Annotated in this window: 13 protein-coding genes; 10 read left to right on the forward strand and 3 right to left on the reverse strand. The window is 63.2% G+C overall.

Annotated features, from left to right (window positions below):
• Positions 1-8 precede the first annotated feature (8 nt).
• The 3 genes from FVQ98_RS14870 to ompA form a co-directional block, all read right to left on the reverse strand.
• Positions 9-1,247 (reverse strand): hypothetical protein, encoded by a 1,239-nt coding sequence (locus FVQ98_RS14870; protein ID WP_187265753.1) that lies wholly within the window; start codon positions 1,245-1,247, stop codon positions 9-11.
• Positions 1,248-1,279: 32 nt separating this feature from the next.
• A complete protein-coding gene (locus FVQ98_RS14875) occupies positions 1,280-1,579 on the reverse strand; it encodes a hypothetical protein (protein WP_147914238.1) in 300 nt (99 codons plus the stop codon).
• A gap of 288 nt (positions 1,580-1,867) precedes the next feature.
• Positions 1,868-2,506 (reverse strand): outer membrane protein OmpA, encoded by a 639-nt coding sequence (gene ompA / locus FVQ98_RS14880; protein WP_147914239.1) that lies wholly within the window; start codon positions 2,504-2,506, stop codon positions 1,868-1,870.
• Between the two features lie 236 nt (positions 2,507-2,742).
• Between ompA and gyrA the strand changes: the two genes are divergently transcribed.
• The 10 genes from gyrA (at position 2,743) to FVQ98_RS14930 (ending at position 14,333) form a co-directional block, all read left to right on the forward strand.
• A complete protein-coding gene (gyrA, locus tag FVQ98_RS14885; RefSeq protein ID WP_147914240.1) occupies positions 2,743-5,400 on the forward strand; it encodes a DNA gyrase subunit A in 2,658 nt (885 codons plus the stop codon).
• A 137-nt stretch (positions 5,401-5,537) separates the two neighbouring features.
• A complete protein-coding gene (locus FVQ98_RS14890) occupies positions 5,538-5,993 on the forward strand; it encodes a DUF2059 domain-containing protein (RefSeq protein ID WP_187265754.1) in 456 nt (151 codons plus the stop codon).
• 70 nt (positions 5,994-6,063) lie between these two features.
• The gene (pheA, locus tag FVQ98_RS14895) at positions 6,064-7,170 is read left to right on the forward strand and encodes a prephenate dehydratase (protein ID WP_147914242.1); all 1,107 of its coding nucleotides are present in this window, start codon (positions 6,064-6,066) and stop codon (positions 7,168-7,170) included.
• Complete coding sequence (locus FVQ98_RS14900; protein ID WP_147914243.1) at positions 7,163-8,035, forward strand: prephenate dehydrogenase; 873 nt, start codon at positions 7,163-7,165, stop codon at positions 8,033-8,035. Before pheA ends, FVQ98_RS14900 begins: the two co-directional genes overlap by 8 nt.
• 63 nt (positions 8,036-8,098) lie before the next feature.
• Complete coding sequence (locus FVQ98_RS14905; protein WP_147914244.1) at positions 8,099-10,105, forward strand: bifunctional 3-phosphoshikimate 1-carboxyvinyltransferase/cytidylate kinase; 2,007 nt, start codon at positions 8,099-8,101, stop codon at positions 10,103-10,105.
• 225 nt (positions 10,106-10,330) lie between these two features.
• Positions 10,331-12,010 carry a 30S ribosomal protein S1 gene (rpsA, locus tag FVQ98_RS14910; protein WP_147914245.1) on the forward strand — a complete coding sequence of 560 codons (1,680 nt, stop codon included), beginning with the start codon at positions 10,331-10,333 and terminating at the stop codon, positions 12,008-12,010.
• A 38-nt stretch (positions 12,011-12,048) separates the two neighbouring features.
• Positions 12,049-12,366 (forward strand): integration host factor subunit beta, encoded by a 318-nt coding sequence (locus tag FVQ98_RS14915; RefSeq protein WP_147914246.1) that lies wholly within the window; start codon positions 12,049-12,051, stop codon positions 12,364-12,366.
• A 57-nt stretch (positions 12,367-12,423) separates the two neighbouring features.
• Entirely contained in the window at positions 12,424-12,726 is a 303-nt protein-coding gene (locus tag FVQ98_RS14920; protein WP_147914247.1) for a lipopolysaccharide assembly protein LapA domain-containing protein, read from the forward strand.
• Entirely contained in the window at positions 12,716-13,876 is a 1,161-nt protein-coding gene (lapB, locus tag FVQ98_RS14925; RefSeq protein WP_147914248.1) for a lipopolysaccharide assembly protein LapB, read from the forward strand. The genes FVQ98_RS14920 and lapB overlap by 11 nt, the downstream gene beginning before the upstream one ends.
• Before the next feature lie 82 nt (positions 13,877-13,958).
• Positions 13,959-14,333, forward strand: coding sequence for a ComEA family DNA-binding protein (locus FVQ98_RS14930; protein WP_147914249.1), 375 nt, complete (start codon positions 13,959-13,961; stop codon positions 14,331-14,333).
• Positions 14,334-14,338: the final 5 nt, after the last annotated feature.

Genomic DNA, 14,338 nt, shown 5'->3' on the forward strand with positions numbered 1-14,338 from the left:
TGTGGCGATCATTCAGGCATTGCAGAGCGGGCCCTTGCTGGCATGGACAAGCCGCTCGTCTGCGCGAAGCGCACACGCTCTGCGTGGACCTCGGCCTCCGTTATGCAAAGCTTGGGGGCGGGCTCTTTGCGCCTCTGCCAATGCGCCCTGTAAGCGGCGCTCTGGTACGGATCGGAGACCACATACCCCGCCGCACCTGAGCATTGGCCCGAGGCGGTGCACTCACGCCAGGTCGCCCCATAGACAACCCTTCCGTCACGCGTCAGGCCTGGAAACGCGCTGACCAAAGTGCGTTCGCGCGCATGGTCCAGTCGAAACGCAGTCTTTAGCGCTCGATCAAAAACATATGCGCTCCCCAGATCACTGTAGGTCAACCATGTCGGTCCGGACGCAGATTTGGATGGGTAGCCAAACACCGCCTTGCTCGGCGACGAGCCAAGATCGGCTCGCAGGTCGCACGGGTGCTCCTTGGCCAATGGCTCCATTGCCAGTCCGTAGACGCGCATGCTGGGCTGGCCTTTCAGAGGCGACTGGGGGATGGCGGAAAACTCCATTCCGTCGATGGAAATCATTGGCAGCGCAAAAGCCCCGCCATCCTCGCCTCGCCGTTGACCACAGATGAAGCGCGGACCACTTGACCGAACGACCCTCGCGGTTCGGCCATCATCGCGCACCTCGATCGTCTCAAGTTGCAACGGCCCGACGCCCTGACTGTCGGAATCGGCATTCTGAGGCCAACTGAGCGATCGGATGAAGACCGTCTGGGCTCCAAGTGAAGCCTCGTTCCCTGAAGGATTAGCGACCAACAGTTCGGACGCCGCTGCGTAAAAACCTGTCATGCCACCCCGAAATACGGGCCTTGCCCGATTTTGGTCATGCAGCACTTCAGCAAAACGATAGTGTTCTCCCGACACGTCGACTAGGTAGCGCCAAGTCTGCTGAACCGGAAATGCCTCGTTGGAAAATGGCGTCTTGTAGACGCGAACGGGTCCGTCGGAAGTTTCGGATAATTCCATCAGACTGACGGTGCCGACCTGTTCGCCGGAGTAGGAGCGAAGAATGAAACGGCCATCCGGACTGATGCGCTCATAAGTGCCCAGCGCGGGAAGGCCTTGGGTACCACGGCCGACCACTGCGCTGTCAAGGGCGTGGTAGGAGATCGCCGCAATACACCTATTTTCCTCCCTGTCTCCTTGCGCTTGTGCATCATACATTTGAGTGAGCCCGGCGACCGCGAGCACGGGCACGAGCACACGAAAGCCAAGTCGTGCCGTGCCCCTCATTTGCACCCCTCGCCCGCCAGTTGTCCTAGCCTGCTATGCAGTGTGTCTGCCCAAAAATCACTGGGCATCACGCCCAAGATGGGCCAAGGATGCACCGCGCCGCAGCGACCAACCAACGCTGAAGGCGTATGGTTCAACAGACCACAGTCGGCTGCCGTTGTCTGGGCGATCAAACCAATGTCAGTGAGACCGTCTGAAGCCACTTTGGTCAAGGCCTGTGCCCACTCTCCATCAGGAATTCTGGGATCGCGCATTGCCAACACCTGAAATCCGTCGTCCTCAGCAGTAACTTGCATTCGACGCCACTCCTGCAGCGCGAGAGGCATGCGCGGCGACAGAACGACCAGTACCGTTGGCTGACTGCCTTTGAAGAGCGTGCTTAAAGCGCGTTGACACAATGCACGAGACTCTTGCGGCGCGTCGGCGAGCGCGCACACACATGAACCGGCAGCTAACCCTACCACCAAGCGCAAGACAGAGCGCCAGAACCCACGACTGGCATTGGCCATCTGCTTCACCGTTCAAATAAAAAAGCCTTGAGGGCAAACACCCTCAAGGCTTTTGTCGAGCAAACTCAGTGGGAATTACTGAGCGCGCGTGCCGACCACTTCCACTTCCACGCGACGGTTCTTGGCGCGGCCTTCGGCGGTGCGGTTGTCAGCCACAGGCTGCTTCTCACCCTTGCCTTCGGTGTAGATGCGGTTGCGCTCGATGCCCTTGGACACCAAGTAGGCCTTCACGGCTTCAGCGCGGCGAACCGACAGCTTCTGGTTGTAGGCGTCAGAGCCAACGGAGTCGGTGTGACCCACGGCGATAATGACTTCCAGGTTGATGCCCTTAATCTTGCCGACCAGATCGTCCAACTTGGCGCGGCCTTCCGGCTTCAGCACAGACTTGTCGAAGTCAAAGAAGGCGTCAGCAGCGTACGTCACCTTCTGGGCAGCCACAGGAGCGGGTGCCGGAGCGGGAGTCGGAGCAGCCACAGGAGCGGGTGCCGGAGCAGCAGCGGGAGGAGCCTGCAGGGCGCCATCACAGCCAGGAGCAGCCGTGGCGGGCGTCCAGTAGGCATCGCGCCAGCACAGTTCGTTCGTGCCGTTTTTCCAGATCAGGTTGCCGTGGCCGTTACGCCAGTTGTCAGAGTTGATCGTCGAGCCAGCTGCGAAGGCGGAACCAGCCACGGTTGCAACAGCGAACAGGGTCGCCACTTTGTTCAGTTTCTTCATGGTTCTCCTCATGGGGAAAAAAGCCGCAGCCGGGCTGCGATAAATCGGACGCTTCAAGTGACCACCACCGAAAACGCTGCGTCGATTGTGCCACACGTCCTTCTGCATTCTTAGCAGAACGGGCGCCCGCGCCGTCAGACAAAGCCCGAATTCCGGGCTTGTGTTGCTCTGATACGACAAGCGATTCAGCCTAAAATTGACGGCTTGCTCACCGCCTGCCTTGCTTCTATATCTATATGACTTCGTTCGCCAAAGAAACACTTCCGATCAGCCTGGAAGAGGAAATGCGGCGAAGCTACCTGGATTACGCCATGAGCGTGATCGTCGGGCGCGCCCTCCCAGATGCCAGAGACGGGCTCAAGCCGGTCCACCGACGCGTGTTGTTTTCCATGCACGAGGCCAACAACGTCTGGAACCGGCCTTACGTGAAGTGCGCGCGCGTGGTGGGGGACGTGCTTGGTCGCTTCCATCCGCACGGTGACTCGGCAACCTATGAGGCGCTCGTGCGCATGGCACAGGATTTCTCCCTGCGCCACCCCCTGATTGATGGGCAGGGGAATTTCGGATCGGTTGATGGCGACAGTGCGGCCGCTTATCGCTATACGGAATGTCGACTGGAAAAGATCGCTGGCGAGATCCTTGCGGACATCGACAAGCAGACCGTCGACATGGTGCCCAACTACGACGGCAAGGAGTTAGAGCCCACGGTGCTGCCAACGCGGCTGCCCAACCTGCTGATCAACGGCTCTGGCGGCATCGCGGTCGGCATGGCCACGAACATTCCGCCGCACAACCTGAACGAAGTGGTCGATGCCTGCCTGCATCTGCTTCACCACTCGGACGCGACCATCGAGGAACTGATGGAAATCGTGCCGGCGCCCGACTTCCCGACGGGCGGCATCATCTACGGCATCCAGGGTGTCAAGGATGGTTACCGCACCGGCCGCGGCCGGGTCGTGATGCGCGCCAAGGCGCACTTCGAAGACATCGACAAGGGCCAGCGCCAGGCCATTGTGGTGGACGAGATCCCCTACCAGGTCAACAAGAAGACGCTGCAGGAGCGCATGGCCGAGCTGGTGCACGAAAAGAAGCTCGAAGGCATCAGCCACATCCAGGACGAATCTGACAAGTCCGGCATGCGGTTGGTGATCGAGCTCAAACGCGGCGAGGTTCCTGAGGTCGTTCTCAACAACCTCTACAAGCAGACCCAACTGCAGGACACCTTCGGCATCAACATGGTGGCCCTGGTCGATGGACAGCCCAAGCTGTGCAACCTGAAGGAGTTGCTGCAGGTCTTCCTGCAACACCGCCGTGAGGTGGTAACGCGGCGCACTGTGTTCGACTTGCGCAAGGCGCGCGATCGCGGCCACGTGCTTGAAGGCTTGGCGGTGGCACTGGCCAACATCGACGAGTTCATCCGGATCATCCGAGAATCGCCTACACCGCCAGTTGCCAAGACCGAACTGATGGCGCGCACCTGGGACAGCGCGCTGGTGCGGGAGATGCTGACGCGCACGCGCGAGGATGGGGCGACCATCAGCGCTGACGACTACCGCCCCGAATCGCTGGGGCGTGACTTCGGCCTGCAGCAGGACGGCCTGTACCGCCTGTCGGACACGCAGGCGCAGGAAATTCTGCAGATGCGACTGCAGCGGCTGACCGGCCTGGAGCAGGACAAGATCATCGCGGAGTACAAGGAGGTCATGGCCGAGATCGAGGATCTGCTCGACATTCTGGCCAAGCCTGCACGCGTCTCTACGATCATCGGCGAGGAACTGGCCGCCTTGAAGACCGAATTCGGTCAGACCAAGGAGGGCGCACGCCGCTCCATCGTGGAGCACAACGCGCAGGACCTCGCGACGGAAGATCTGATCACCCCCACCGACATGGTGGTCACACTCAGCCACAGCGGCTACATCAAGGCTCAGCCCCTCTCTGAGTACCGCGCGCAGAAGCGCGGTGGTCGAGGCAAACAGGCCACCGCCACCAAGGAAGACGACTGGATCGACCAGCTGTTCATCGCCAACACGCACGACTACATCCTGGGCTTTTCCAACCGCGGCCGGCTGTACTGGCTCAAGGTGTGGGAGGTGCCCTCCGGCTCGCGCGGCTCGCGCGGGCGCCCGATCGTCAACATGTTCCCGCTGGCCGAAGGCGAGAAGATCAACGTGGTGCTGCCGCTGACCGGCGACGCACGCACCTTCCCCGAAAACCGCTACGTCTTCATGGCCACATCGATGGGCACCGTCAAGAAGACGGCACTGCCGGAGTTCAGCAACCCACGCAAAGCCGGCATCATCGCGGTCGACCTGGACGAGGGCGACTTCCTGATCGGCGCAGCGCTGACCGATGGCGTGCACGATGTCATGCTGTTTTCTGATGGTGGTAAGGCTGTGCGCTTCGACGAGAACGACGTGCGCCCGATGGGCCGCAACGCCCGCGGTGTTCGCGGCATGCAGTTGGAAGAAGGTCAGGGTGTCATTGCGCTGCTGGTGGCGCCTGGAGATGCGAGCGCCGAAGACTCGGAACCAATGGCCCGCAACAGTGTTCTAACTGCCACTGAAAACGGTTACGGTAAACGCACCAACATTACCGAGTACACACGTCACGGGCGTGGTACCAAGGGCATGATCGCGATTCAACAAAGCGAGCGCAACGGCAAAGTCGTCGCAGCGACGCTGGTCGGCGTTGATGATGAGATCATGCTGATCACCGACAAGGGTGTGCTGGTGCGCACCCGGGTGGCCGAGATCCGCGAGATGGGCCGAGCCACCCAGGGTGTCACGCTGATTTCGTTGGACGACGGCGCCCAACTCAGCGGCCTGCAACGCATCGTCGAGAACGACGCGCAAGAAGCCGAGGCCGAACCCGACGACGAACAACCCCAGGATTAACGATGGAGCAACCCTTGAAGAACGCCACTTTTTCCAAACTGCCATTTGCTATTCTTTTTGCAGCTGTCTGCGCAGTTTCCACGGGAGCTCACGCCCAAAATGACAGCAAACGTGCGCTCGCCGTCAAGCTGGCCCAGATGCAGCAGAAGGCCGACGGCGAAGCGATGATCGAGCAGCTGACCGGCACCGCTGTGCAGCCCCTGCTGGCTGGCTGGTCGCAGCGCCTCGACGAAACCGTTCCTCCGGCACGCCAGAAAGAAGTGCGCGACAAGCTGGACGTCGAACTCAAGAAGTTCGCCGACAGCACGCACAAGGCCGTCGAAGCCCAGACAGCCAAGGCCGCAGAGGCCGCGCTGGTGCCCATCTTCATGGAAAAGCTGACCGAGGACGAGCTCAAGACCATCGTCGCCTATATGGAGTCGCCCGTCAGCGCCAAATTCCAGGCCCTCGGCCCGGATGCCACCAACGCCTGGGCCAAGCGCATCATCGACGCGACCAAGCCGCAAGTCGAAAGCGGCGCCAAGACGTTCGAAGCTGCCGCCAACCGCATCGTGAGCAGCTCTGGCGGGTCGTCCGCCCCTGCCAAGAAATAATCGTCCAGAATCGACGGTTTTCGTATACGCCGGCCCTCGGGCCGGCGTCCTTGCTGGATTCGCGCGCCGCATGAGTTCTTCTCCCATACAGTCCGACGCCCTCGCCAAGTTGCGCGTTCAGATCGACAGTCTGGACGCCCAACTGCTGTCCCTGCTCAACCAGCGCGCCCGCGTCGCCGAGGAGGTGGGCGAGCTCAAACGCCATGAAGGCACACCCTTCTTCCGCCCCGACCGCGTGGCGCAGGTCATCGCCAAGATCCAGGGCAACAATACGGGGCCGCTGCAAAACCAGCACGTGGCCGCGATCTGGCGCGAGATCATGTCGGCCTGCCTGGCCCTCGAAGTCCCGCAGCGCGTGGCGGTGCTGGGGCCGGAAGGCACCTTCACCGAGCAGGCGGCGATCGAATTCTTCGGCAGCGCGGCCAATCTGGTGTACTGCAGCTCCTTCGACGAGGTTTTCCACGCCACGGCCGCGGGAACGTCGCAGTTCGGCGTGGTCGCGGTCGAAAATTCCACCGAAGGCGCGGTGACGCGCTCGTTCGACCTGTTCCTGCATTCGCCTGTGCACGTGGTTGGCGAAGTCAGCCTGCTGGTACGTCACAACCTGCTGCGCCAGGTCAACACGCTCGACCGGGTCGAGGCCGTACTGGCGCATCCGCAGGCCCTGATGCAGTGCCAGCGCTGGCTGACCGAGCATCTTCCGCACGCAGAGCGCCGTGCCGTGGGCAGCAATGCCGAGGGCGCTCGCCTCGCCGCCAGCAACCCCGCCTGGGCCGCGCTGGCCAGCGACCGGGCTGCCGCGCAGTTTGGTCTGCACATCGTCGGCCACGCGATCCAGGACGAGGCCTACAACCGCACCCGCTTTTCGGTCATCTGCCTGCCACAGACCTTGGGAATGCCGACGGCGACCGGACGGGACTGCACGAGCATCGTCGTGTCGGTGCCCAACACACCGGGATCAGTCCACGACATGCTGACACCGTTGAAAAAGCACGGTGTGTCCATGACGCGCTTCGAGTCCCGCCCTGCCAAATCGGGCCAGTGGGACTACTATTTCTATATCGATATCGCCGGTCACCCGTCCGAGCCGCATGTGCAGGCGGCGTTGGCCGAGCTTCAGGCCCAATGCGCGTTCTATAAGGTGCTGGGGGCATATCCACTGGGACAAGATGTTTGATCAACTGGGACTGATTGGCTGTGGTCTCATGGGCGGCTCGTTCGCCCTGGCGCTCAAGCGCGCCGGACTGGTGCGCCGCGTGGTGGGCTACAGCAAATCTCCTTCCACCACGGCGCGCGCGCTTCAGCTGGGCGTGATCGATGTCGAAGCACCCTCCGCCCTGCTCGCCGTGTCGGGCGCCGATCTGGTGCTGCTGGCCGTCCCCGTGGCAGCGACCGAAAACACGCTCAAGGCCATCCGTCACCTGCTCGATCCGCGCATGTTGATCATGGACGTCGGCTCCACCAAGCGCGATGTGGTCGATGCGGCACGCCGGGTCTTAAAGCACGACGTCGGCCTGTTCGTGCCGGCGCACCCGATCACCGGGCGCGAGGTCTCCGGCGTGGAAAACGCCGACGCGTCGCTTTACGCCGGCCGGCACGTCATCCTGACGCCGATCGAACGCACCCAGACCGCCAAGATCGACAAGGCTGAAGCGCTGTGGCGCGCGCTCGGCTGCAACGTCGAGAGCATGTCCCCCGAATCGCACGATGCGGCGTTCGCCACCGTCAGCCACTTGCCGCACATGATTGCATTCGCCTTGATAAACGGCATCACCGCGCAGGAGGACGGCGAGAAGTTCCTGTCGCTCGCTGGGCCCGGCTTTCGCGACTTCAGCCGCATCGCCGCCAGCGACCCTCAGCTGTGGCGCGACGTGCTCATCGCCAACCGCGAAGAGCTGGCGCGCCAGACCGATCTGTTCAAGCAGGCGCTGGGCGACTTCGAACGCCTAATCGCCAACGGCCAAGCCGACGAACTGGAACGCCTGATCAACCGCGCCAGCCACGCCCGCGCCAACTGGCGCCTGACGCCCGGCTCGCGCTGAAAGCGCGGGCGTCGCGCCCGGCGCTGACGGCCTCACCGCACCGTTTTCATTCCTCCTGCCGCCGTGTACGACACCGAATTTCTCGACATTCCCGCCTTGCGCAGTGTGCGCGGTAGCGTGCGCCTACCCGGATCCAAGAGCATCTCCAACCGGGTCCTGCTGCTGGCCGCGCTGTGCGAAGGCCGCACCGTCGTGCACGACCTGCTGGATTCGGACGACACGCGCGTCATGCTGGACGCCCTGCGCGCGCTGGGCTGTGGTGTGCAGGTCGACGGTTCCCGCGCCACGATTGATGGCCTGGGCAACCGCCCACGGCAACCGCAGGCCGAGCTGTTCCTGGGCAATGCTGGCACGGCGATGCGCCCGCTCACCGCCGCACTGGCGGTGCTGGGCGGCGACTACCAGCTGCGCGGCATCCCGCGCATGCACGAGCGCCCCATCGGCGATCTGGTCGACGCCCTGCGGGCGCTGGGCTGCACCATCGACTACCTCGGCACACCGGGTTACCCGCCGTTGCGCATCGGCCAACCCGCAGTGCGGCTGGACCAGCCGATCGGCGTGCGCGGCGACGTGTCCAGTCAGTTCCTCACGGCGCTGCTGCTGGCTTTGCCGCTGGCGGCCAGTCAACCAGGCAGACGCGATGTCGTGATCGAGGTCGTGGGCGAGCTGATCTCGCGCCCCTATGTCGAGATCACGCTGCAGCTGCTGGCACGCTTTGGCGTGCAGGTGCAGCGCGAGGGATGGTCGCGTTTCACCATCCCGCAGGGCAGTCGCTACCGCTCGCCGGGTGATATCCATGTTGAAGCCGACGCATCGTCTGCTAGCTATTTCATAGCTGCTGGCGCAATATCAGAGCCCGGCAGAGGGCCAAATGGCTTGAAAATCGAAGGCGTAGGCGAACAATCCATACAGGGCGACATCCGCTTTGTAGACGCCGCCCGCGCCATGGGCGCGGAGATCGACAGCGGGCCCAACTGGCTGCAGGTACGCCGCGGCGCGTGGCCACTGAAGGCCATTGACCTGGACTGCAACCACATCCCCGACGCGGCCATGACGCTGGCCGCCATGGCGCTCTACGCCGACGGCCCCAGCACGCTGCGCAACATCGCTTCCTGGCGCGTCAAGGAAACCGACCGCATCGCCGCCATGGCGACCGAGTTGCGCAAGCTGGGCGCCCAAGTCGAAGAAGGCACGGACTTCATCCGCGTCACCCCGCCTGATTCGACCACAGGCTGGCGCGCCGCCTCGCTGCACACCTACGACGACCACCGCATGGCCATGTGCGGCTCGCTTGCCGCGTTCAATCCGGCCCGCTTGCCGGTGCGCATTCAGGATCCGCGCTGCGTCGGAAAGACCTTTCCCGACTATTTCGAAACGCTGTTCGCCATCGCCGAACCCTCGACACCTGTGCCTGTGCTGTGCGTGGACGGCCCGACCGCTTCGGGCAAGGGCACCCTGGCGGCGGCGGTAGCGCACCGGCTGGGGTACCACTATCTGGACTCTGGCGCGCTCTACCGGCTGACCGGCCTGGCCGCCCGACAGGCCCAGTTGGAGCCCGAGCCCGTCAACGAAGCAGAAATTGCTGCGCTGGCGCGGCAGTTGCCGGTGCAGTTCCGAGCCGACCGGGTATGGCTGGCTGGCGAGGAAGTCACTGAACAGATCCGGTCCGAAGCCGCTGGAATGGACGCTTCCCGCGTTTCCGCATTGCCCAGCGTGCGCGAGGCGCTCCTGAATTTGCAGCACAGCTTTGCCCGCCTGCCGGGCTTGGTGGCCGACGGTCGCGACATGGGCACGCAGATCTTCCCCTTCGCCCCGCTCAAGGTGTTCCTGACCGCCGACGCCGCCCAACGCGCCGATCGCCGCCATAAGCAGTTGATTTCCAAGGGAATTTCCGCTAATATTGACAGTCTTCGCGCCGACTTGGCTGCACGCGACGCCCGCGATTCGTCCCGGAGTGTCGCGCCACTCCAACCAGCGCAAGATGCCCTGCTTCTGGACAATTCACAGCTGTCGGTCGAGGAATCGGTTGACCGGGTGCTTGGCTGGTGGCAGGCGCGGCAACCGTTCTAGAGCCCTCAAGGCTCGCGCTGTCGCAGCACGGCCAGACTCGGATTTCATCCCGTCTGGTTTTTTCCGCTCCGTCTGGCCTCCCTCCTGCACGTTCCAGTGCATTGGGTCAGCCGGTTGTTCAACCCTTAACCCGCGGCCCTGTGGCCGTCACCTTCCGACCGCAGTCTTTTAGAAGCGATAGCAATCCCGCCATCGCAAACCTGTGTGTGCGGACAAGGAAATTTCATGTCTGAATCTTTTGCCCAGTTGTTCGAGGAATCCCTGCAGCGCACCGAAATGCGCCCGGGTGAAGTCATCACCGCCGAGGTGGTGCGCGTCGAACACAATTTCGTCGTGGTCAACGCTGGCCTCAAGTCCGAGGCCTATATCCCAATTGAGGAGTTCAAGAACGACCAGGGCGGCCTCGAAGTCGAACCCGGCCAGTTCGTCCCGGTGGCCATTGGCTCCATCGAAAACGGCTACGGCGACACCATCCTGAGCCGCGACACCGCCAAGCGTCTGGCTTCGTGGCTGGCGCTGGAAAAAGCCCTGGATTCGGGCGACTTCGTCACCGGCACGACCGCTGGCAAGGTCAAGGGCGGCCTCACGGTGCTGGTCAACGGCATCCGCGCCTTCCTGCCGGGCTCACTGGTCGACACGCGTCCCACCAAGGACCTGACGCCCTACGAAAACAAGACCCTCGAGTTCAAGGTCATCAAGCTGGATCGCAAGCGCAACAACGTGGTGCTGAGCCGCCGCGCCGTGGTCGAAGCCTCGATGGGCGAAGAGCGCGCCAAGCTGATGGAGACCCTGAAGGAAGGCGCCATCGTGAACGGCGTGGTCAAGAACATCACCGAGTACGGTGCGTTCGTGGACCTCGGCGGTATTGACGGCCTGCTGCACATCACCGACATGGCATGGCGTCGCGTGCGCCACCCGTCGGAAGTGGTGCAGACCGGCCAGGAAATCCAGGCCAAGATCCTCAAGTTCGACACCGAGAAAAACCGCGTGTCGCTGGGCCTCAAGCAAATGGGCGACGACCCATGGCTGGGCGTGTCGCGCCGCTACCCCTCAGGGACGCGCATGTTCGGCAAGGTCACGAACATCGCCGACTACGGTGCGTTCGTCGAGCTGGAGCCCGGCATCGAAGGCTTGGTCCACGTGTCCGAAATGGACTGGACCAACAAGAACGTGGCCCCGTCCAAGATCGTGTCGCTGGGCGACGAGGTCGAAGTCATGGTGCTCGAGATCGACGAAGACAAGCGCCGCATCTCGCTGGGCATGAAGCAGACGCGTGCCAACCCATGGCAGGAGTTTGCCCAGAACACCAAGCGCGGCGACCGTGTGAAGGGCCCGATCAAGTCGATCACCGACTTCGGCGTGTTCGTGGGTCTGGCTGCCGGCATCGACGGCCTGGTGCACCTGTCCGACCTGTCCTGGAACGAGCCCGGCGAAGCCGCCGTGCGCAACTACAAGAAGGGCCAGGACGTTGAGGCCATCGTGTTGGCCGTGGACGTTGACCGCGAGCGCATCAGCCTGGGCATCAAGCAGCTGGACCAGGACCCGTTCACGACGTTCGTCACCGTCAACGACAAGGGCCAGACCGTCACCGGTACCGTTCACTCGGTCGATGCCAAGGGTGCCGAGATTGATCTGGGCAACGAAATCATGGGCTATCTGCGTGCGTCGGAAATCAGCCGCGACCGTGTCGAGGACGCCAGCCAGGTGCTGAAGGTCGGCGATGAGGTGAATGCCGTGGTGGTGAACGTCGACCGCAAGTCGCGCAACATCCAGCTGTCGATCAAGGCCAAGGACGCCGCCGACCAGCAGGAAGCCATGGCCAACCTGAGCCAGAACACCGGCACCGCCGGCACCACCAGCCTGGGCGCCCTGCTGCGTGCCAAGCTCGACAACAACGAGAAGTAAGCGTGTGAACGGTCGGTTCTACCCGGCCGTGTCGACCTATGACACGATCAGATCTGGTGGAAATGCTGGCCGAACGCTTCGGCCAACTCACGCACAAGGATGCCGACGCGGCCGTCAAGACCATTCTTGATGCCATGGCGGACGCCTTGGTGCGTGGCCACCGGATCGAGATCCGTGGCTTTGGGAGTTTCGCGATCAACCGGCGCCCTCCGCGCATGGGCAGAAACCCCCGCACGGGCGAGAGCGTGCCGATTCCTGAACGCAGGGTGCCCCACTTCAAGCCAGGCAAAGCCTTGCGCGAAGCCGTGGGCAGCCAGCCGGTCGAGGGGCACGAATTGCCCGGCAATGCAGGATGAGCCGGTCGCAGCGTCGCCAATAGAAACTAGAATCTTCCCGAACCTCGTGGAAGATTCATGTCCAAGCTCACAAGGCTGCTGAAGTGGATACTGAAGGCAGCCATTTTTTTTGCCCTTTTCGCCTTTGCCCTGAATAACCAGCAGGACGCCACCGTGCACCTGCTCTTCGGCCACCAGTGGCGCGCGCCCATGATGTTGATCGTTCTGGTGGCCTTCGCTTCCGGCCTGGTGGTCGGTGTGCTGGGCATGCTGCCGGGATGGTGGGCCAAGCGCAACGCGCGCCCTCCATCAGGTACTGAACGCCATTCCAACATGGCCCCGTTGGACGACACCTTGATTCCACCGCCCCATGGAGTTTGATCTCAGTTGGTTGCTGCTGGGCGTCCCGATCGTTTTTGCGCTGGGCTGGCTGGCCTCCCGCTTCGACCTGAGACAGTTGCGCATCGAAAACCGCCAGGCGCCCAAGGCCTATTTCAAAGGCTTGAACTATCTGCTGAATGAGCAGCAGGACCAAGCCATTGATGCCTTTATCGAGGCTGTGCAGCGCGACCCGGACACCACCGAGCTGCACTTCGCGCTCGGCAACCTGTTTCGTCGCCGAGGCGAGTACGAGCGCGCGGTACGCGTGCACGAACACCTGCTGTCACGCGCAGACCTGCCCTTGTCCGATCGCGAGCGTGCCCAGCACGCCCTAGCCCTGGACTTCCTCAAGGCCGGCCTGTTGGACCGGGCAGAGGAAGCGCTGCGCAAGCTGGACGGCACCCGCTACCAGGATCAGGCCTGGCTGACCTTGCTGTCCCTCTACGAACGCGGGCGCGACTGGCCGCAGGCGACCGCCGTCGCACAACGCCTGGCGCAGCGTCAACAAGGGGATTTCGCCCACCGGCTGGCTCATTACCTGTGCGAGCAGGCCGCCACGGCGCAGGCCAAGCACAAGGACTTTCAGCGCGCTCAGCAGTTGCTTCGTGACGCGATAGCTCAGGCCCCCGACGCGGCTCGTCCGCGGATCCAGTTGGCCGGGTCCATGGCGGCGCAAGGCGACAGCGCCACCGCCTTCGCTCACCTGCTGGAATTGGAAGACCACGCCCCCCAGGCGCTGCCTCTGGTCGCAAGCGAACTGGTCCGTATCGGCAACGAGCTCGGCGAACTGGAACGCGCGCGGAGCGTCCTGCGGCGCCGGTACGCCGTCGATCCCTCGGTCGATATCGCGGACGCTCTGGTCCAGGCAGACGTCGCCTCAGGGGTTTCCTTGAAGCAGGCCCGCGAAGGCTATGTCCGACACATGGTGCAGGAGCCTTCGCTGATCGCCGCAGCGCGCTGGCTCAGCCAGGAGAGTTTTGCGCACGATGGCGCGCACGAAGCCGTGCAGCGGTCGGTCGAAGACGCTGCCAGGCCCCTGGCGCGGTACCGCTGCGCGGCTTGCGGCTTCGAGGCCCAGGGCTACTTCTGGCAATGCCCTGGATGCCAGGCGTGGGACAGCTTCCCGCCCCGTCGAATCGAAGAGCTGTAGCCACGGTGTCAACCTGACGCGGTGACTTGCCGTTACAGAGAGGTCGCACCATGTCGGTCGCGACAACCAAGGAGGGACACCCATGCTGAAGAAATTGCTGGCCGCATTGGCCATGTCGTACGCCGCGCTCTCGTTTGCAGCGGTCGATGTCAACACCGCGTCCGCCGCTGAACTTGATAGCGTCAAGGGCATCGGCCCCGCCATGTCGACGCGCATCATGGACGAGCGCAAGAAAGCCCCTTTCAAGGACTGGCCTGACCTCATTGCGCGCGTGAAGGGTGTCGGTGGCAAGAACGCAGCGAAGTTTTCCACGGGTGGTCTGACCGTCAACGGCTCTGGCTATAGCGGAGCCCCCGCTGCGAAGGCCCCCAGCCAGCCCGCCCCCGCCGCAGCCAAGACCGCTGCGCCTGTGGCCCCGGTGGCAGGCGCCAAAGCCACTGCGCCAACCAAACCCTGAGAACT

The organism is Ottowia flava (genome assembly GCF_008017535.1).
Taxonomy (GTDB): domain Bacteria; phylum Pseudomonadota; class Gammaproteobacteria; order Burkholderiales; family Burkholderiaceae_C; genus Ottowia; species Ottowia flava.